The sequence below is a fragment of the Pseudomonas sp. K2I15 genome (genome assembly GCF_002204795.1).
Classification (GTDB): domain Bacteria; phylum Pseudomonadota; class Gammaproteobacteria; order Pseudomonadales; family Pseudomonadaceae; genus Aquipseudomonas.
The window spans coordinates 38,022-56,759 of sequence record NZ_NIXO01000042.1; the positions used below are offsets into that span (position 1 = coordinate 38,022).

Consider the following 18,738-nt stretch of genomic DNA (forward strand, 5'->3'; position numbering starts at 1 on the left):
AGGTCGGGGAGCACCCGACCCAAACCGATCCAGGCTAGTTTTTCTTCTTGATGAGCTTGTTGATGTAGTACTTGAGGCTTAAACGATCTTTTGGCCTGGGTTTGTAGTGGGTTTTGTTTCTTTGCGTGGGGTCGATCGCCACGGCCGAGGCGGTGTAGTAATAAAGGGCTATGGATTTACGCGTGATGTGTTCAGGCGTGGTTAGTGGTTCAGGGTGTCCATGATTACTGTCTTTGTCTGTATTGAAAATGACACATCGGTTATAAATGGGTAAAACTTTTTTAAGGCAGGTTTTCATGTCGGTATCCCAAAGTTCCAGGTTGCCGCCATATTCCTCCTGCCACTCTTCATTCAGATAAATGATGATGTTCAGCCGGCGTTCAATGTTAAGTTTCTTGTTGAGCCTGAAGTCGGAGTGCACCCCCAGATAACCACCGCTTTTCGTTTCATGCAGGCCGCCCCCGGCAAAGTAGGGGTCAGGTATCAAACCGTTGATGCCGGTAAGATGCTCAAGAAACTGCAACATGGGGGCCGAGTTGAAAACGTTGAAAACGGTCTTTAAATAAGGGTCGCATTCGTTAGGACTGATCTGGCGTTTGCGCTGGCCTTTATACCCGCGCTCGTAGAGCGTTTCGTTATCGGTGGGCTCAATAGGAAAGTGCGAGCAGATACTCGCAATCAGCTCGTCATGCAGGAAGTTATCGATAACGATGTGTGGAAACGGCGTAGCCTGCACGTACAGGCTGCTCAGTGAAGCACCTAAATCGCTGGCCGCTTTCTGGTCGAAATCAAGCGCTGGAGAAAGGGTCATGGGTAGCGTTTGAGTGATGGGTGCCATTACCGCTCCGATACTGAAAATAAAGGCCTGTGGAGGGCTTCGATCATGCTCGGGTTCGTCCCTCGTCGCGTGTGATCGAAGCCTAGTCCTTTAGGCCGTCCTTGTTAAGGCGCTTGAGGATGTTGTTATACATCTTGGTTCGCCTGTGGTTCGCGCCATAGCCGCCGGCCGCCGAAACGGTGCCGGCCTGTATGTGGTCCAGGTAACTGAAGATTTTGCGCGGCGATAGCATTTCAACGGCATAACCGAGAGCGGTCATGCGGTCCTGGAGAGTATAACCAGGGACACGATCATCCATTGAGAAATGCAGGCCATGCTCTTTGACAAGCTTGCAATTCCACAAGGTACAAAAGCTCTTCAGGTAGGTTTCCCTGTAGGGCTTTGGATCTCTTGAGCGCAGACCCATCGCAATTTTCAGGCGCCTGAAATAATGCTTGAACAGCCGCGAGCTAAAGCGCCAGAACGTTCTCGTGAGGCCGCGATTCAGTTGCTCTACACAGCCCACGGCCACCACGTTTGGATTATCGACGCACTTGCTCAGCAGCATCGGAAAAACATTCTTGTCGAAAATGAATGTATCCGTATGGATAAGGAGTAAGTAATCCGTGTCGACTCGCTCCAATACCCGATCTAACGCTTTGCCATGCGCGATATGGCCCTGCTCGGGCTCGGAGATCGTGCGCTCGATTAAATTGATCCAGTCAAGTGTGCGCAAATACTCAGTGCTTTCATCGGCTGAATAATTGTCAACCACCCATACCGGCGTATGACGGGTGTCGATGTGCTGGTGCAATAACTCCAGGCATATCTTGGTGATTTCCGGAGTTTTGTAATTGACAAGCACTATGCTGAATGTCTTGGGGTGTTCGTTCGGAGTGCTAGTGCTATTCATGATTCGCGCACTCGATTTGTTGTAACTGAATGTAAGAAAGCGGTGGGTCTTGTTTGCGGTTGCGTGTCATTTGTCGCGGGCAGACAGGCGTAAAAATGAGCGATGATTTGGTAGGGTGTTATCGTTGATTGTATTGCGCCTGACATGATCGGTGCTCGATTAATAACTGTAGACGGCTGTGCCGTGTTTCAATCTCCTTTATAAATAAGTGAATGTGAAATAAGTATGAAAAGACGCGGAGGCTCCGCGTATTTTGTACGATCCAGCGTCGGCCAGCCGGACAATGGATAGATGTTCTATCATGAGCACCCGTTCATAAGCAGCGATGCAATGCCATGAGAGACCTGCCCCCTACCTCGACATTGCGCGCCTTTGAGGTTGCCACCCGGCACGCAACCTTCACCTCGGCCTCAGAAGAGCTGCATGTCACCCAAAGTGCCGTCAGCCATCAACTCAAGCACCTCGAAGAACTTTGGGGATTGCAGTTGTTCCAGCGGGGCAAGTCACTCAGCCTCACGCCTGCCGGGGCGGCCCTGGCGCCGATCGTGCGTGAATTCTTCATGAACCTTGAGGCCACACTCACGGACCTGCGAGAGCAAAAGGGCAGGGTCCGGTTGAAGGTCAGTACCACTTATTCCTTTGCGCTGAAATGGCTGCTGCCACGTTTGCCGAGCCTGGCCCAGCGGCATCCGGAAATATTGGTCTCGCTTGACTCCAGCGACAAAGCCATCAACTTCGCAAGTGCAGAGGCTGATGTGGCGATTCGGTTCGGCAGCGGGCATTACCCGGCCCTGTACTCGGAGTTCCTGTTCCGCGAACAGATTTTCCCGGTGGCGAGCCCTGAGCTGTTAAACCGTTTTGGCAGGCCGCGCACGCCTGCCGAATTGTTGCGCTATCCCTTGCTGACGCGCGACGGCGCCGACCTGGTGCCGAAATGGGAAGTCTGGTTTCAACACGTCGGGCTGGGGATTTCACCACTCAAGGAGAGCGTCAGGTTTGCGGACACCAACATGACGATCGAGGCGGCATTGCTCGGCCAGGGCATCGCGTTGGCGCGCAGCGGGCATGTGGAATCAGAGCTAAGCGATGGACGCCTGGTCAGGCTGTTCGATGTACCGTTCCCATCACCGGTCGCCTATTATTTTGTCTGCCCCAAAGGCCTGGAATCCCAACCGCACATCGTCAGCTTCCGTGATTGGCTCATGCAGGAAGCGGTCAACGCCGGGCTGGCGTACGAATGATGCATGAGGATTTACTCATTCTTCAATGAGGATACTTCGTTTCAGTAAAGGCGCCGTTTTGCTTAGGATTGGCGTGTGCCTTATCCCATCATTCTCTTAGTCCTCTTCGCTGCCTTGCTGTATGCCAGCATGGTGATTGCCGCCGGCACCCTACTTATCGGCTGACAGCCGGCAAAGCATTTTTTCCACCACCACATGAAGGTTCGCTCAATGGATACCGTCCCACCGGCACCGCTGATTCTGATAACGGGTGGCAGTCGTGGCGTTGGCGCCGCCACCGCGCGGCTGGCTGCCGCACAAGGTTATGACGTGGCGATCAGTTTCGTTTCCAACGAGTCTGCCGCCCTCGCGGTGGTGGCGGATGTAGAAACGGTGGGGCGCCGGGCGTTGGCTGTGCGCGCAGACAGTGCAGACCCGGAGCAGGTCGTTCAACTGTTCGCGGCGATCGACCGGGAATTCGGCCGCATCAATGTGCTGGTTAACAACGCCGGGATCAACGCGCTGCAGTCCCGAGTGGAGGACCTGGCGTTCGAGCGCATGCAGCGGATTTTCGCGGTCAACGCGATCGGGCCGATGCTGTGCGCCCAGCAAGCGGTGAAGCGCATGTCGTTTCGTCACAAAGGGCGGGGCGGTTCGGTGATCAATATCTCGTCGGCATCGGCCAAGCTCGGCAGCCCCAACGAATATGTGGACTACGCGGCGTCGAAGGGTGCGCTTGAGGCCTTTACCATCGGGTTTTCCAAAGAGGTTGCCCGGGAGGGAATACGCGTCAACTGTATTCGCCCCGGGCATATCTACACCGATATACATGCCAGCGGCGGAGAGCCGGGGCGGGTTGATCGGGTCAAGGACTCGATCCCCATGGGCCGCGGCGGCCAGCCTGAAGAAGTGGCGCAGGCCATTCTGTGGCTGGCGAGCGCCGAGGCGTCCTTCATCACGGGGACGTTCCTGGATGTCACCGGTGGCAAGTGACTATCGCACCACCTCAAGTGCGGTGATTTCATATACGTCATGATCTGAACCGGACGTCGATTCCAGCGTGACGGCAACGCCCAGGTCTTCGATAAAGACGCTGGATGTGCGGTTGTCGCCCTGGATGCACGCAAGCTTGATGGCATCGCCCGGGAGCGAGGCGAATACCTGGCGCGCTGGCATACGCTCGCCCACTGTGCATTGCGTTTGAGTCTTGGTGGGTTCGTCGTTGGGTTTGGCTGGCACATGTTTCATGAGCAGTCGTGCACTGAGTGTCTGGCCCGGGCTCCAGCTTTGAGGTGCCTTGAATTCAAGTTCGCTGGTTTGCAGCACCTCGTCATCGCCGAGGCCGATCATCTTTGCCTTCAGCTGGATAAGGTCGGCCTTGGTAAGGCGCTCCACCTGGAAGCTGCCGTATTTCTCTGTTTTATTCAGCAGCCCACCCTCGGCCTCGAGCACAACCGATACAGGGTTGCGCTTAAGGGGGCCGTTCTGTTTGGTCGTGTAGGTGTAGGTCAACGATTTGAATTTCGGCGCAAGCAGGGGCGAGTCGAGCTTCTTCAGCACATCCTGCGGCACGGCAACATCGCCAATGGCTGTTTCCAGGCGCGTTTGCGGGTACTCGGCAGGCGCAATGTCCGGGCGCAATTGCACTAGCAGCGCAGCATCGACGGCGCCTTGCACCGAACAGCTGAGGCGTGTTTGCGCACCTTCCGGTTCCAGCAGCAGTACGCGTTCCACCCGCGACTTGCCAGGCGCGCTGCCCGGCATGGGCTCGATGCTCAGCCAGCTATCGCGAAACCGGAGTTCGCTGCGTACGTAAGCCGTGTCGATTTTCTTCAGGAGGGCAGGTTTTTCAAGCAGCGGGCTCAGGCGTTTGGCGACGTCGTCCGGGCGGCCGTCAACCATGAAGCCCCAGTAGAAGTAGTAGCCCAGGTTGCCGAGGTTGGTGCTCTCGTCGAAGTAGGACAGCAGTTTCATGCCCGCGACGGGCGGCAGGTTACCCAGGGCCACAGAGTTGCCGGAGCGACTGCCCCGGTTGGCCACGGCAATCCAGGCGGCGTCTTTGTCCTGCTGCAGCGGCGCATAGGCTTTCCATGCATCGCTGTGGACCTTGAGGCTTGAGAAGAAACTGGCGTCACACCGGCTGAAGGCCTTGAGTGTGTCGTCCAGCGCGGCATCGCCCGCGTGGGCGATGGACGGAAGAAGTAACGCGCAGGCGAGAAGGGGCAGCAATTTCATCGAGCAAGATTTCCGTATCGTTGGTTGGGCGTGTAGCCACGCGGCGGCCATTATCCAGAACTTGCACGCTTCCCTCTACTGATCCTTCATCACCTCGTGCTGTGTCTAGCCAGTGGCGTTGAGCTTGACCTGCTCCTTCGCTAGCTTCACCACATTCTCCAGGGTAAAGCCGAACTTTGCCTGCAACTTGGCCAACGGTGCGGACGCGCCAAAGCTGTTCATCACCACCGTGGCCCCGGTTTGCCCCACGTAGCGGTCCCAGCCCAAGGGGCCGGCCTGTTCCACCACCAAGCGCGCTTTCACCGCGGGCGGCAGTACGCTGTCGCGGTAGGCCTGGTCCTGTTCTTCGAACAGTTCCCAGCTCGGCATCGACACCACTTGCGCCGCCACGCCCTCAGCCTTCAGTTGCTCATAGGCATCTACCGCCAGGCTGACTTCACTACCGGTGGCCATCAGGATCACTTGGGGCTTCTCGGCGCCGGCCAGCACATAAGCGCCGCGGGTGGTGCCCGTCGCCGCTGCATACTTCGTGCGGTCCAGGGTCGGCAGGTTTTGCCGTGACAGCACCACGCACGTCGGCCGGTGGGTCTGGGCGAGGGCGATTTTCCAGGCTTCCAGGGTTTCATTCGCGTCCCCGGGGCGCAGGGTCAGCAAGCCCGGAGTGGCCCGCAGTTGGGTCAGGTGCTCGATGGGCTGGTGGGTGGGACCGTCTTCACCGACGCCAATCGAGTCGTGGGTAAACACGAACACCACCGGCAGTTCCATGATCGCCGCGAGGCGAATCGGCGGTTTCATGTAGTCGCTGAATACCAGGAACGTCGAGGTATACGGCCGCAGGTACGACAGCGCCATGCCGTTGGCAATCGCGCCCATGGCATGTTCGCGAATACCAAAGTGCAGGTTGCGCCCGCCGTAGTTCTCGGCGCTGAAACGCCCGGCGCCGTCGAAGGTCAGGTTGGTCTTGGTGGACGGCGACAAATCTGCCGAGCCACCGAGCAGCCATGGGATCTGTTGGGCAAACGCGTTCAATACTTCACCACCGGCGGCGCGGCTGGCGACGCCCTTGGCATCGCTGGCAAAACTCGGCAACTGCTCCTGCCAATGCTCGGGCATCTCGCCTGCGCGCATGCGGCGCAGCTCGTCGGCCAGTTCGGGCTCGTAATGTTCGAGGTGGGCCAGCGTTTCAGTCCATTGCTCGTACAGCGGTTTGCTGCGTGCCAGCAACGCATCCCGCAGCACCGTGCGCGCTTCATCCGGCACCAGGAAGCTTGAATCTTCGGGCCAACCGTAAGCGGCTTTGGTCAGGCGAATTTCCTCTTCACCCAAGGGTTCGCCGTGGGCCGAAGCGGTGTTGTGTTTGTGGGGCGAACCATAGCCGATAACACTGTCGACCACGATCAGGGTCGGTGCGCCGGTGTTTTTCTGGAAGGTGCTCAGGGCGTCGCTCAGGGCCAGCAGGTTATTCGCATCGGTGACGTGCAAGGTGTGCCAGCCGTAGGCCTGGAAACGCTTGATCACGTCTTCGCTGAAGGCCAGCTCAGTGTGGCCTTCGATGCTGATCGTATTGTTGTCGTAGATCCAGCACAGGTTATCCAGCTTCAAATGGCCGGCGATGGACGCGGCCTCGCTGCTGATGCCTTCCATCATGTCGCCGTCGCCGCACAGGTTGTAGACGTTGTAGTCGAACAGCACCCGGTCGTCATGGTTGAAGCGCTTGGCCAGCCAACGCTCGGCCATCGCCATGCCGACGCTGTTGGCGCAACCCTGGCCGAGTGGGCCGGTGGTAGTTTCCACGCCGGTGGTCATGCGGTATTCGGGGTGGCCGGGGGTTTTCGAGTTCATCTGGCGGAACTGCTTGATGTCATCCAGGCTGATTGCCGGCTGGCCGGAGCGCTTGCCGTGGGCGTCTATCTCCACCACACCGGCCAGGTGCAGCAGCGAATACAGCAGCATCGAGGCGTGGCCTACCGACAATACAAAACGGTCACGGTTGGGCCAGTCGGGGTGTTCGGGGTGGTAACGCAGGAAACGGCTCCACAAGGTGTAACCGACGGGCGCCAGGCCCATGGGTGTGCCGGGGTGGCCGGAGTTGGCCTTCTGCACGGCGTCCATGGCCAGGGTACGAATGGTGTTGATGCACTGGGTGTCGACAGCGTTGGCAGCGTGATTCATGGAACCTGTTCTCCATCGGGTGACGATCTACAGTGGAGGGCAGGGTGCGCCAAAGGTTTTATGAAATCGTCTGCCCAGCGACGAACGGGGACTCAAACGCGACAGGTTGATTTCAAACATGACAAGAGGCTGCTGGATGGGCTAGGTTCAAGATGCCAACCATCGATCAATTTGCGGAGGTACTCCATGCCAGTGAAACACGACCTGTATCAGGACCTGGGTTTGAGCAAGGAAGTTGTCGACGGACACAGGGCCAAAGACCCCCATTTGAACGCTCTGTTTGATAAATATAAAACTGTCGATGAACTGGTGCTGAGCGCCGAAAAGGCGGCAGGCAGCGATGATGAGCTGAAGAAGTTGAAGGAGAAGCGATTGTTGGTTAAAGATGAGATTGCCAAGCTTTTGTGATCAACGACACGCCATAAGCGAAGGTCTAGAGCGAGCAACCGCTCGCTCGATACATATTTAAGTTTGAGCGAGAGCTAACGAACCTCAAACCGTGACGGAGAAAAAGCTGAAATAGAAATCTTTGGCTGGTTCCCACATGCCAAATTTGCTAGAGCGTCGCCTATAGCCGGTGCAAATTTGAATCCATGCCCTGAGCAAGCAGATGCGAAATAAACTGAGCTCAACCTCGTGGAGGGGCCAAGTAAAAAAGACTCATCTTGGCTCATTGTGTAGAAGCAGTTCTTCGCGCGCGCCGGCAAACAATCAAGGTTCGGAAATACGGCTCCTACAGAAGCAGAAATTTCCTCAATGGATTTTTGCGCTACAGGGAGGGTCTTCCAGCCAGGATAAGAGGAGTGTTGTTGCCGATTGTGAAACCCGATTTTTACACCAGCTTCACTGCTGCTTATCGACGGAACGCCGTAAAGCAGTCCTCCATCCAGGAATTCGTAGAGAAATACTGGAAAATTTTTATGAGAGAAAAGGTGTTCCGAACCGCGCTTCGGGGTGAACCAGTAAACGGGCACTTGGCGCGGTTCCAGATAGACCTTGAGTTCTGGCATCAGGTGATCGCCGATCCATGGCCCCGTGGTAATAATCACCGCCCCGGCGGTGTAGGTGTGACCATTTCTGGTCCTCAAGCGCAAGCCTGATCCAAAGTCCTCAATGGTGGTAACGCTGTCGCCGAACAACGTGACAGCGCCCTGCCGAACTGCGTCATTCAACATCCCCAGCCTTGCTTCGCAGGCAGATATTGCATAGGCGCCGGGCTCGTAAACGGCCCGCATCCCATCGGGGCCTCGTATGCCGGAAGATTTCGCCGGATTTCCGATGCGTTCCAGACCTCGTGTTCTATGCCTCCTTTTCGGGCGGTTTCAATACTCCCTGCTACTACACGACTGGATCCCGGCCCGATGAATACGCCTCCTGTGGGAAAGAGAAGCTGTCTATCCCCTAATCGCTCAATCTCATGCCATAGCTCGTCCGCTCGGTTCAATAAGGGAAGATACTTTGCACCCTCCCAGTATGCCCGGCGAAAAATTCTTGATTCGCCGTGGGATGACCCATAGCAATGGGTAGGACCGGCCGCTTCAATTCCCAGCACTCGTTTACAGTTTGGTGCCAATCTCCATAACGTAGCTGCACCAACAATCCCGAGGCCGATTACCACAACGTCATAAGTGTTTTTCATTTGGGCAGTCTCTTTGGTCGAGCTAGGCTAGTTATTAGCTCGTAAAGCAATACGAGTGCTAGTGCGCCAATCGTCGCAACGAACAAAATCAAGGAAATCGTGGATATTGATTGTTTGTAAAATAGCAGGGCAACTATTAGTTGGGTGGTCGGCAGTATGAATTGAAAGAAACCCATCATGGAAAGTGGTATTTTGCTTGTCGCTGAGGCGAACATCATAAGAGGTATAATTGATATTGCGCCAGCCAGCCAGATTATAAGGCACGATTGAGTTGATAGCTCATTTGGCCATGCAGGTGCCCAGCCGTATATTATAATTATGAGTGTTAGGCATATGCTTAAAAATGCAGTTTCGACAAATAGTCCATTTGTTGCATTTAAAGGAGTTGCTTTTTTGAAGCAGGTGTACGCGCCCCAGGTTGTGGCAATTACTATGTACGTCCAGTGGTTGAGTTCGTCGCTGTAGAGGATAAGTAGCACGGCCGAACAGAGAGCGATTATGATAGATATCACTTGCGTGGTTCGGAGGGATTCATGATAAAAAAATACTCCCATGGCAATTGAGAGGAGCGGGGCAAGTAGGTAGCCAAATCCGCTTTCCAAGATGTGGCCATTTACAGAGGCCCATATGAAAGCTGTCCAGTTAGCGGCCACTAATAAGGACGCCAGGCAGTGTAAGGCTAATAGTTCTATTTTGATTTTTCTGATTTCATAAAAGCCGTTCCTCGAAAAAACAATAACTGATAGAAGCAGGAGCGAAAGTATGATTCGATAAGCAACAAGTGTTTGGGGTGACACGTCACTCAGCTCGCGCCAGTACAGAGATGAAACGCCCAATAGGATGTTTGCTCCTACACCCAGGCAGATTGCCACTGTATGGTTCTCTGGCAGATGTGAAGAGTGGTTTATTATTCTTTTCATGTTTTGTGATGAAAAAACTCGACAATTTCATATGACCAGTAGATTTCCCCATGCTGGTCTATTGAGTAAGCGGCCAAGTCTTTTTTTAGCCAATCTTTAAATTCGTCCTTTAGGGCATGGCTGATCATCCGCCATTGGGCTGAATAGTAAAGTAATGGGAATGTATGTCGTTCTATCAGCTTATAGCTCAAAGGTGGAACACCTTGATGCTTTTCGTGGTATCTCTGTAATATGTCGCGTATGCCTACTAATGAGTTCAGTCCGATAATGGCTCTCCCTGTTGTGCTGAGATGGACCGGGAGCTCATCAAGGAAGCGAGTAACTACGTCATCGCCATAAAACATCGCACGTATAGGGATTTGCCCTTGTTGTTTTATACTCTTCAATTCATCAAGCAGGGAGTTGGAAGGCGTCCGCCACCCCGGCGGATTGAAAAGGATTGTGTGAAACTTGTCTTTTGGTATACCTTCGAAAAGGTCGCTCACGTGAAAAGATATTTTTTTATCTGTGAAATTTATTAGTTCATGTTTTTTTGCTTGGTTAATGGAGTTTTTGGATATGTCGGCGGCGGTGATGTGATTGTTGCCAAGCTTTCGCATTAGTAGTGCGTGTACGCCACTTCCAGTTCCTATATCCAGAAAACTGCTGTTTAGTGTCAACTGATCTGATGTGCGGACTAAGTAGCTGCCCAGTCTTAATCCTGCAAGACTTACCTTGAAAACCTGAGCAGTATGGATTAGTTCTAGACTTTGCCCTAGGCCGAAGTACATTTTATACATTTCATCTTGGTTGTATGGGTGAATGGAGTCATCTGCTGAGTGCGGCCACCCAGGTACGCCATGATCGATTAGACCTAGCATATCTAGCTCCCTTCGCCTAATAATTTGGCGCGTTTGCTGGCCTGCTTTAAGCCATCAACAATAATAGTGTTCAGTTGATTGTCATCAAAAAAATGGATTGCTTGCTCTGTGGTGCCCTTAGCAGTCATCACTTTTTTACAGAGATCCAAAGGTGGCTCTGCGTTTTCGATCAGTAAGGCGCTTGTACCTCGGAGCAGTTGAACAACGATGTGATGTGCACTGTCTTCGTTAAATCCAGAAGATATGGCGTACTCACGTAGTGAGTTGGCAAAGTAGGCGACGTAAGCGGGGCCTCCGCCGACTAATGCTGTCGCGCTATCGAAGAGTCTTTCTTCTGCGAGCAGAAATTTACCCATTCCGGAAAATAAATGTTGAGCGAGCTCGCGATTTTTTTGAGTAAGATTCGGTGTATGGCAGAGTACTGTAATGCCTTCGGCGACTGCGCAAGGAATGTTTGGCATGGCTCGGCAAACTTGTGTTGCACTCAAGTTTTTGTGCAGTTCGCATAGCGTTATTCCCGCCATGACGGAAATAATTAATCCTGAGTGGTTTTGAACCGTATTGCAGGTTTTCGAAAATGCTGAAAAGGCTTGGGGCGGCATAGCGAGTATTAAAATTTCAGATCCTGCCAGTTCGGGAATTTTTTCATGTGCATTTATCCCTGTGCTTGCAATGTTACTTCGAAGATGGGTGTTGGGTTCAACGATGATTATTGAAATGTCGAGATTTGATTTTTTCAAGCCAAGGAATATAGCAGTGCCCATATGCCCGGCTCCGACGATGACGATATTATGTGAGACGGTCATAAAACCTCCAACTTATCAGGCGCGGCGCGCTTTGCGTTGTTTGGGTCTTGAACAGTTTCAGCATCGTATCGATGTGGATTTATATCAAACTATAAGCTTCCTAAATTGCTGTAGTACCGTTCCGTTCATTTTTTAACGTTGGTCGAGTGCAAGTAATCACCCTCGTTGATAGGGTCGTCCCACATTTGTTCAGAATTGCCTGAAAGACAGCGACACCTTCGCTGCCTATCATGCCAATCGTTCGCCCGGCACTGGGGCTCTTAGACGGCGCATGGAATGCGCTGTGGCCGGGCGAACTCTCTCTTTCAAGCCAGCAGCGCGCGTTTGCATTCGTCAATCGAGCGCTGCTGGGTTTCCCCATACAGCTTCAACTCGTCGATGGTCTGGCGGCCCAGGGCCTTTTCAAACTCGGCCTGGTTGGCGTTGGCCGCGTAGTGACTCTGCGCCGCATCCCCCAGGTTCGACTGGAAAATCCCCGCCGCACTCACTGGTAGAAAATCCTCGTATACCAATGGCTCCACGTCCACATGACCGGCGGCGATCAGTTCGTCCAGCGTGGCGGCCTTGTCCTGCGCGGCCAAACCTTTCTCGGTCACGAAGTAGCGGAAGTACGCCAGTTCCTGCTCACGCATCTGCCGGTGATTGTCGGGAAACGCCTGGAAGTGTTGCTCCATCAATTCGGTATAGCGCCCGGAGTTGGCCTCATTCGGAAAAGCCCCCAGTTCATCCCGTGCGGCATTCAGCAGTTGGTCATATAGCGCGCGGCCCTTGGGCGTCAGCGCCACGCCACGTTGCTCTATTTCGCCGAAGCGCGCGCTGTGGCTGCCCTTGGCGTCGGTAAAGGCAATCGCCTCGTCGAGAGCTTTGAAACTGGTCTGGCGCAGCAAAATCGGACATTGGCGGCGGGGAGGGCCTTCGATCACCGCCTTGGGGGTGATGCCTTTGCCGGGCATCGCGGCCTGCACCTGGTCGATGTCCAGGGTGCGCGGCGTCAGGTGGTTGATGTGCGGGCCCTTGAACGCCACCACGTCGGCGATCAGCCGGTGCTGGTCGCTCAGTTGCTGGTACTGCGCGGCGGTGACGGTGGCGGTGTGGTGCCAGCGGAAGGTTTCCAGGGCTTGCTGGATAAACTCTTCGGCATGATCGGCGTCTAGGCCACCGTCGGCTTCAGATTGTTTGATCAGGTCAAGGGCGCGCGGGGTGAAGATCGAGCGTTTGGCCAGGGCTGACTGGGCGAAGGCCCGCAGCTCAAGGTTCTCGATCAGTTCCAGGCGCAGCAGGGAGGTGAACACCCGGAACGGGCTGGTTTGCAGGGCGCTTTCATGCACGGCGCGAAAGGCGGTGGAATGCACCGGAACACCCGCCGGCGTGAGGTCGTAATAGCCCACCGGCTGCATGCCCATCACCGCAAACAGGCGGCCGATGGTCGCCAGTTCTTCGGCGGTGCCCAGGCGAATCGCGCCGTGGCGCTCCATGTCCAGGCGCTGGATTTCCCCGGTGCGCTGCAGTTGGTGAGCCACCCCGGCGTCGGTGTTGAGTACGCTGGCATTGGTCTCGGCCACCAGTTCCATCAGCGCGCCGTACAGCGGCACCTCATCGCGGTACATGTCGGACATGGCTTTGGAGAAGCCTTTGCGAATGTCGTCAGGGCTGACAGGGCGGGCGGTGGGCATAGAAAAATTCCTGGCGGCTTATAGAGATTAAATGCACGGTTGCCTGATTTTGTTGGGCCTGCCAGCGCCTTGCAAACGAAGATTCCTCTGGACTTCATTCTGCAAATGAATGAGCTGGGTGTAGTCAGCTTCACGTGCATCTCACCTGCGATGGGCTCTACACTGGCCGTCACCTCTGAACGCGACGGAAGACTCGATGACGGCACAGCCTGCGACGAACATTCTGGAAACGATTGAAGGCCAGCGCCTGGCCAGGGACGACGCCGAGCGCTGGCGTGACTGGGGCCCCTACCTGAGCGAGCGGCAATGGGGCACGGTGCGCGAAGACTACAGCGCCGACGGCGACGCCTGGCGTTACTTCCCCCACGAACACGCCCGCAGCCGCGCCTACCGCTGGGGCGAGGATGGCCTGGCGGGTTTCAGCGACAAGGCCCAGCGCTGGTGCCTGAGCCTGGCGCTGTGGAACGAGCACGACGCGATCATCAAGGAGCGCCTGTTCGGCCTGAACAACGCCGAGGGCAACCACGGCGAAGACGTCAAGGAGTTGTACTTTTTCGTCGATGGCGTCCCGAGCCATGCCTATATGCGCATGCTCTACAAATACCCCCACGCGGCCTTTCCCTACGACGACTTGATCACCGAAAACGCTCGGCGTGGTTTGGGGGATGCCGAATACGAAATCCTCGACACCGGGGTTTTCGAAGACAACCGCTACTGCGACGTCAGCGTCGAATACGCCAAGCACCAGCCTGATGATGTGTTCATGCGCATCACCGTGCACAACCGCTCCGACCAGCCCACGCGTTTGCAGGTGTTGCCGCACCTGTGGGCGCGCAACGACTGGAGCTGGACCGTGGATGCGCCCAAGCCCGAGCTGCGCCTGGAGGGTGAGCGGGTGGTGGCGCGGCACCATGAACTGTTTGATCGCCACTTGAGCGCCTGGGGCCAGGACGGTGTGGAATGGTTGTTCTGCGAGAACGAAACCAACTTCCCCAAGCTCGATGGGCAACCTGCGCCGGGGCCGTTCAAGGACGGGATCAACGACTATGTGACCACGGGTGCGGAGGCGGCGATTCGCCGGGACTCAGGCACCAAGGTCGCCGCCCGTTTCATCCTGGAACTGGCAGGCCTGGAAAGCAAAAAACTGTACCTGCGTTTCGCCCCGGCGGACGCGCCCTGGATCAATGCGCGCAAGCTGTTTGAGCAGCGCCGCCAGGAGACCGACGACTTCTACGCGGCGCTGCAACAGGGCATCGCCGATGAAGATGCGCGCAATGTGCAGCGCCAGGCGTTGGCCGGGTTGCTGTGGTCCAAGCAGCTGTATTACTTCGACGTGAACCAATGGCTCGACGGCGACCCGGCCCAGCCCGCGCCGCCGCCCGAGCGCCTGCATATTCGCAATACCCATTGGCGGCACCTGTCGAATTTCGACATTCTCTCGATGCCCGACACCTGGGAATACCCCTGGTACGCCTCGTGGGACCAGGGTTTCCAGGCGGTGGCCTTTGCCCTGATTGATCCGGGTTATGCCAAGCAGCAGTTGTTGCTGTTGGTGAAGGATCGCTTCATGCACCCCAACGGCCAGTTGCCGGCCTACGAGTGGCGTTTCGATGATGCCAACCCGCCGGTGCACGCCTGGGCCAGTTGGCGCGTGTACCAACAGGACAAGGCGCTGAATGGCGTGGGCGACATGGATTTCCTGGAGCGGATCTTCCACAAGCTGCTGCTGAATTTTTCCTGGTGGGTTAACCGTAAGGACGCCGAGGGGCGCAACTTGTTTCAGGGCGGGTTCCTCGGGCTGGATAACATCGCGTTGTTCGACCGCTCGGCTGATTTGCCGCCGGGTTATCAGTTGGACCAGGCCGATGGCACGGCGTGGGTTGCGGCGTATGCCCTGGACCTGATGCGTATCGGCCTGGAGTTGGCCAAGCGCAATGTTGTGTACGTGGACATTGCGGTGAAGTTCTTTGAGCACTTCCTTTACATCGCCGGGGCGATCAACCGGGTTGATGACAGTGCCGAAGGCCTGTGGGATGAGCAGGACCAGTTTTTCTACGACGTGCTGCACCGTCCCGGCGGTGAAAGCGAACCGGTGCGGCTGCGCTCTATCGTCGGCTTGATGCCGCTGTTTGCGGTGCTGGTGCTGGAGCAACGCGAGCATGAAGGGTTGGAGGGGCTGCGCGAGCGTTTACTGGGGTTTATGAAGCACCGGCCGGACCTGGCCAAGCTGGTGTCGCGCTGGAACGAGCCGGGGCAGGGCAATCGTCTGTTGTTGGCGTTGTTGCGCGGTGAGCGCACCAAGGACTTGCTGCGGCGCATGCTCGATGAGACCGAGTTTCTCTCGACGTTTGGGGTGCGCTCGCTATCCAAAGCGTTTGCCGAGGAGCCGCTGGCGCTGAAGATGAATGGCAACACGCTGTGTGCCCGTTATGAGCCGGCGGAGTCGGATTCGCGGTTGTATGGTGGTAACTCTAATTGGCGTGGGCCGTTGTGGATGCCGGTCAATTACATGCTGATTGAGTCGCTGCGGGAGTTTCATCGCTATTACGCGGACAATTTCTCGGTGGAGTACCCGGTGGGGAGTGGGTATCTGGCGTCCCTGGAGGAGGTTGCGGATGGGCTCAGTCAGCGGCTGACGCGCTTGTTTCTGAGGGATGAAAACGGCTCAAGGCCATCGATGGTGGGGTATGCGCAGTTGGAGGCGGACCCTGCCAGTCGCGATCTGGTGTTGTTCCATGAGTACTTTCATGGGGAGACCGGGCGTGGGTTGGGGGCTTCGCATCAGACGGGGTGGAGTGCGTTGGTGGCGTTGTTGTTGCAGCCTCAATAGAAGGCATATGTAGAGCAAAATCAAAAGCAAGCGCGGTCCATTGTGGGGGCGGGCTTGCTCGCGAAGGTCGTTAACGATGACGCTGGCATCCTGATTCAACGCGGCGCTCTCAGGTTTTTCGCGAGCAAGCCCGCTCCCACATAAAAGCGTCTCTGCTTGAGCTTCACTGATCGTTTCCAGGGTGGGAAGCCGCTGACCGCCTGCTTTGGCCCTGAAACGACAAATCCCGCCATTGGCGGGATTTGTCATTTTAAAGCGGGCTTGATCAGGCCGGGAACAGCTCGCTCAATTTCATCGCCAGCATCATGTCGCCTTCAGCGCGCAGTTTGCCGCCCATGAATGCCTGCATGCCGTCGGTGGAGCCGTCGACGATGCCTTTCATGGTTTCGCCGTCCATCACCAGGGTGACTTGGGCGTCTGGGTTTTCACCTTCCAGCAGTTCGCAGGTTTTGTTTTTCACAACCAGCGAGAAGTTCTGGGTGTCGTCGATACGGAAACCGAACACCAGGTCCAGGCCGTCGGCAGCGGCTGGGTTGAATTTGGCTTTCATTGCTTCTACGGCTTTAGCTACGTCAGTCATGGTTTCGATCCTTTTATGGTGAGTCCAGTGACCTTGGGGTCACGGTTGGCCGCAACTCATCGGAAAGTGATGAGCTGCGGCGCCTTCAACAGTTGCAAGTGGGTATGACTGTTGAAGGAAGCCAGTGCCACCTCGCGACCACGGAATTTAAGCTGGTTGAGCGAGGTGTTAACAATTTGCCAGTTCAGTTCGAAGGCCTGTGCGGCGGGCATTCGGGTAATCAGGTGGAGCAGGGCAGTGATGGTGCCGCCGGAGGTAAACACGGCGATTTTGTCACTGCTCTGGGCCGCTTCGAGGATGCGTTGCAGGCCTCCCTGGACACGTTCGACAAACCCCAGCCAGCTTTCCAGGCCCGGCGGGTCGTAGGTGCCGGCCAGCCAGCGTTCGACAATCAGGGAAAAGATGCGCTGGAACTCGCCACGGTTTTGCGCGGCGTTGCGCAGGATATGCAGGGCTTCGGGTTCGCTGTGCAGCAAGTCCGGGAGCAGGGCGCGGATGATCGCCTCGGCGTCGAATTCGTTGAACGCGCTGTCGATTTCCAGCGTGGGGACCGGCAGGCCGAGGGCGCTGTATTGTTCGAAGGCGGCGGTGGCCGTGTGCTGCTGGCGGCGCAGGTCGCCCGACACGCAGCGGTCGAAGCTCAGGCCGAGTTCCGCGAGGTGGCTGCCAAGCACTTGCGCTTGTTGCACGCCGATGGGCGACAGCACGTCGTAGTCGTCTGCACCGAAGGAGGCCTGGCCATGTCGAATCAGGTAAATGCTGCCCACGTCCGTTTTCCCGGTACGTTGAAAGTCTGGCGAGGTTATGAGGATGCCGGGAAGCTGTCAATGAAAAAACATACGCTTGTTTTAAAAGGTCGTTAGAGGCCCGCTGCTGGCGGTTTGATCACTGGCCCCATGGCGGTGGCGTCGGTATGCTTGGGCAATCCGCGCCTGGCGCACTGCAATAGTAAGGAGTCACATGGATTTTTTGGCTGAGTATGCAAGTTTCCTGGCTAAAACCGTCACCCTGGTCGTCGCCATCCTGGTGGTGCTGATCAGTTTTGCAGCGCTGCGCAGCAAGGGCCGCCGTAAAGCGGCCGGCCAGTTGCAGGTCAGCAAGCTCAATGACTTCTACAAGGGCCTGCGTGAGCGCCTGGAGCAGAGCCTGCTCGACAAGGACCAGCTCAAGGCTTTGCGCAAGTCCGAAAGCAAAACCGAGAAGAAGAACAGCAAGAAGAAACCCGAGGCCAAGCCACGGGTGTTCGTGCTGGATTTTGACGGCGACATCAAGGCCTCGGCCACCGAAAGCCTGCGCCATGAAATCACCGCACTGCTGAGCCTGGCCACGGCCAAGGACGAAGTGGTGCTGCGCCTCGAAAGCGGCGGCGGCATGGTCCACAGCTACGGCCTGGCGTCTTCGCAACTGGCGCGTATCCGCGAAGCGGGCGTGCCGTTGACCGTGTGCATCGACAAGGTCGCGGCCAGCGGCGGCTACATGATGGCGTGCATCGGCGAGAAGATCATCAGTGCGCCGTTTGCCATCCTTGGCTCGATTGGCGTGGTAGCGCAGTTGCCCAACGTCAACCGCCTGCTGAAGAAGCACGATATCGACTTTGAAGTGCTGACCGCCGGTGAATACAAACGCACCCTGACCGTGTTTGGCGAAAACACCGAAAAGGGCCGCGAGAAGTTCCAGGAAGACCTGGACATCACCCATCAACTGTTCAAGAACTTCGTGTCGCGCTACCGCCCGCAACTGGCGATTGATGAAGTGGCTACCGGTGAAGTCTGGCTCGGCGTTGCCGCGTTGGACAAGCAACTGGTGGACGCGCTGCAAACCAGCGACGAATACCTGGCAACCAAGGCCAAGACTGCCGAGGTGTTCCACCTGCACTATGCCGAGCGTAAAAGCCTGCAGGAGCGAGTGGGCCTGGCAGCCAGCGGTTCGGTAGATCGCGTGCTGCTGACCTGGTGGAGTCGCCTGACCCAGCAGCGGTTCTGGTAACAGGTCAACTGCCTGGCGAAGATCAAAATGTGGGAGCGGGCTTGCTCGCGAATGCGGTGGATCAGTCACACATGTATTGACTGACAC

The 18,738-nt window shown here is 56.3% G+C and carries 17 protein-coding genes; 5 read left to right on the forward strand and 12 right to left on the reverse strand.

Annotated elements, in window-relative coordinates:
- Positions 1-34: 34 nt before the first annotated feature.
- A complete protein-coding gene (locus tag CEC48_RS22075; protein WP_088425677.1) occupies positions 35-838 on the reverse strand; it encodes a 2OG-Fe(II) oxygenase in 804 nt (267 codons plus the stop codon).
- Positions 839-920: 82 nt separating this feature from the next.
- A complete protein-coding gene (locus CEC48_RS22080; protein WP_088425678.1) occupies positions 921-1,730 on the reverse strand; it encodes a glycosyltransferase in 810 nt (269 codons plus the stop codon).
- A 335-nt stretch (positions 1,731-2,065) separates the two neighbouring features.
- Here CEC48_RS22080 and gcvA point away from each other — a divergent pair, with 335 nt between their 5' ends.
- Both gcvA and CEC48_RS22090 read left to right on the forward strand, forming a co-directional pair.
- The gene (gene gcvA / locus CEC48_RS22085) at positions 2,066-2,971 is read left to right on the forward strand and encodes a transcriptional regulator GcvA (RefSeq protein ID WP_088425679.1); all 906 of its coding nucleotides are present in this window, start codon (positions 2,066-2,068) and stop codon (positions 2,969-2,971) included.
- A gap of 210 nt (positions 2,972-3,181) precedes the next feature.
- Positions 3,182-3,943, forward strand: coding sequence for an SDR family oxidoreductase (locus tag CEC48_RS22090; protein WP_088425680.1), 762 nt, complete (start codon positions 3,182-3,184; stop codon positions 3,941-3,943).
- Here the strand turns inward: CEC48_RS22090 and CEC48_RS22095 are convergent, their stop codons facing one another.
- Together CEC48_RS22095 and tkt are read right to left on the reverse strand one after the other, a co-directional pair.
- Positions 3,944-5,185, reverse strand: a complete 1,242-nt coding sequence (locus CEC48_RS22095; RefSeq protein ID WP_088425681.1) for a hypothetical protein — start codon at positions 5,183-5,185, stop codon at positions 3,944-3,946.
- Between the two features lie 105 nt (positions 5,186-5,290).
- Positions 5,291-7,357 carry a transketolase gene (tkt, locus tag CEC48_RS22100; RefSeq protein ID WP_088425682.1) on the reverse strand — a complete coding sequence of 689 codons (2,067 nt, stop codon included), beginning with the start codon at positions 7,355-7,357 and terminating at the stop codon, positions 5,291-5,293.
- A gap of 186 nt (positions 7,358-7,543) precedes the next feature.
- Here tkt and CEC48_RS22105 point away from each other — a divergent pair, with 186 nt between their 5' ends.
- On the forward strand, positions 7,544-7,765 hold the full coding sequence (locus tag CEC48_RS22105) for a DUF465 domain-containing protein (protein WP_088425683.1): 222 nt from the start codon (positions 7,544-7,546) through the stop codon (positions 7,763-7,765).
- Positions 7,766-7,839: 74 nt separating this feature from the next.
- Here the strand turns inward: CEC48_RS22105 and CEC48_RS22110 are convergent, their stop codons facing one another.
- The 6 genes from CEC48_RS22110 to CEC48_RS22135 form a co-directional block, all read right to left on the reverse strand.
- Positions 7,840-8,592: an FAD-dependent oxidoreductase gene (locus CEC48_RS22110; protein ID WP_088425684.1), complete on the reverse strand. Its 753-nt coding sequence runs from the start codon at positions 8,590-8,592 to the stop codon at positions 7,840-7,842.
- On the reverse strand, positions 8,526-8,996 hold the full coding sequence (locus CEC48_RS32250) for an FAD-dependent oxidoreductase (protein WP_088425685.1): 471 nt from the start codon (positions 8,994-8,996) through the stop codon (positions 8,526-8,528). Before CEC48_RS32250 ends, CEC48_RS22110 begins: the two co-directional genes overlap by 67 nt.
- Positions 8,993-9,868, reverse strand: coding sequence for an EamA family transporter RarD (gene rarD, locus CEC48_RS22120; protein WP_176438762.1), 876 nt, complete (start codon positions 9,866-9,868; stop codon positions 8,993-8,995). Before rarD ends, CEC48_RS32250 begins: the two co-directional genes overlap by 4 nt.
- Before the next feature lie 44 nt (positions 9,869-9,912).
- Positions 9,913-10,776 (reverse strand): methyltransferase, encoded by an 864-nt coding sequence (locus tag CEC48_RS22125; RefSeq protein ID WP_088425687.1) that lies wholly within the window; start codon positions 10,774-10,776, stop codon positions 9,913-9,915.
- A gap of 2 nt (positions 10,777-10,778) precedes the next feature.
- The gene (gene proC, locus CEC48_RS22130) at positions 10,779-11,582 is read right to left on the reverse strand and encodes a pyrroline-5-carboxylate reductase (protein ID WP_088425688.1); all 804 of its coding nucleotides are present in this window, start codon (positions 11,580-11,582) and stop codon (positions 10,779-10,781) included.
- Between the two features lie 305 nt (positions 11,583-11,887).
- On the reverse strand, positions 11,888-13,255 hold the full coding sequence (locus CEC48_RS22135; protein WP_088425689.1) for a VOC family protein: 1,368 nt from the start codon (positions 13,253-13,255) through the stop codon (positions 11,888-11,890).
- Between the two features lie 196 nt (positions 13,256-13,451).
- Here CEC48_RS22135 and CEC48_RS22140 point away from each other — a divergent pair, with 196 nt between their 5' ends.
- Positions 13,452-16,085, forward strand: coding sequence for a glucosidase (locus CEC48_RS22140; protein ID WP_088425690.1), 2,634 nt, complete (start codon positions 13,452-13,454; stop codon positions 16,083-16,085).
- 265 nt (positions 16,086-16,350) lie between these two features.
- Here the strand turns inward: CEC48_RS22140 and CEC48_RS22145 are convergent, their stop codons facing one another.
- Together CEC48_RS22145 and CEC48_RS22150 are read right to left on the reverse strand one after the other, a co-directional pair.
- The gene (locus CEC48_RS22145; protein WP_088425691.1) at positions 16,351-16,665 is read right to left on the reverse strand and encodes an SCP2 sterol-binding domain-containing protein; all 315 of its coding nucleotides are present in this window, start codon (positions 16,663-16,665) and stop codon (positions 16,351-16,353) included.
- A gap of 56 nt (positions 16,666-16,721) precedes the next feature.
- Positions 16,722-17,432: a histidine phosphatase family protein gene (locus CEC48_RS22150; protein ID WP_088425692.1), complete on the reverse strand. Its 711-nt coding sequence runs from the start codon at positions 17,430-17,432 to the stop codon at positions 16,722-16,724.
- Positions 17,433-17,625: 193 nt separating this feature from the next.
- Between CEC48_RS22150 and sohB the strand changes: the two genes are divergently transcribed.
- Entirely contained in the window at positions 17,626-18,651 is a 1,026-nt protein-coding gene (sohB, locus tag CEC48_RS22155; protein WP_088425693.1) for a protease SohB, read from the forward strand.
- Positions 18,652-18,738: the final 87 nt, after the last annotated feature.

Bases quoted from the DNA above. Each gene is read 5' to 3' on its own strand.
- CEC48_RS22090 (WP_088425680.1), top strand. From the start codon at position 3,182: ATGGATACCGTCCCACCGGCACCGCTGATTCTGATAACGGGTGGCAGT.
- CEC48_RS22075 (WP_088425677.1), bottom strand. From the start codon at position 838: ATGGCACCCATCACTCAAACGCTACCCATGACCCTTTCTCCAGCGCTT.
- CEC48_RS22080 (WP_088425678.1), bottom strand. From the start codon at position 1,730: ATGAATAGCACTAGCACTCCGAACGAACACCCCAAGACATTCAGCATA.
- sohB (WP_088425693.1), top strand. From the start codon at position 17,626: ATGGATTTTTTGGCTGAGTATGCAAGTTTCCTGGCTAAAACCGTCACC.
- CEC48_RS22095 (WP_088425681.1), bottom strand. From the start codon at position 5,185: ATGAAATTGCTGCCCCTTCTCGCCTGCGCGTTACTTCTTCCGTCCATC.
- tkt (WP_088425682.1), bottom strand. From the start codon at position 7,357: ATGAATCACGCTGCCAACGCTGTCGACACCCAGTGCATCAACACCATT.
- CEC48_RS22105 (WP_088425683.1), top strand. From the start codon at position 7,544: ATGCCAGTGAAACACGACCTGTATCAGGACCTGGGTTTGAGCAAGGAA.
- CEC48_RS22135 (WP_088425689.1), bottom strand. From the start codon at position 13,255: ATGCCCACCGCCCGCCCTGTCAGCCCTGACGACATTCGCAAAGGCTTC.
- CEC48_RS22125 (WP_088425687.1), bottom strand. From the start codon at position 10,776: ATGCTAGGTCTAATCGATCATGGCGTACCTGGGTGGCCGCACTCAGCA.
- proC (WP_088425688.1), bottom strand. From the start codon at position 11,582: ATGACCGTCTCACATAATATCGTCATCGTCGGAGCCGGGCATATGGGC.
- gcvA (WP_088425679.1), top strand. From the start codon at position 2,066: ATGAGAGACCTGCCCCCTACCTCGACATTGCGCGCCTTTGAGGTTGCC.
- CEC48_RS32250 (WP_088425685.1), bottom strand. From the start codon at position 8,996: ATGAAAAACACTTATGACGTTGTGGTAATCGGCCTCGGGATTGTTGGT.
- CEC48_RS22140 (WP_088425690.1), top strand. From the start codon at position 13,452: ATGACGGCACAGCCTGCGACGAACATTCTGGAAACGATTGAAGGCCAG.
- CEC48_RS22110 (WP_088425684.1), bottom strand. From the start codon at position 8,592: ATGCGGGCCGTTTACGAGCCCGGCGCCTATGCAATATCTGCCTGCGAA.
- CEC48_RS22145 (WP_088425691.1), bottom strand. From the start codon at position 16,665: ATGACTGACGTAGCTAAAGCCGTAGAAGCAATGAAAGCCAAATTCAAC.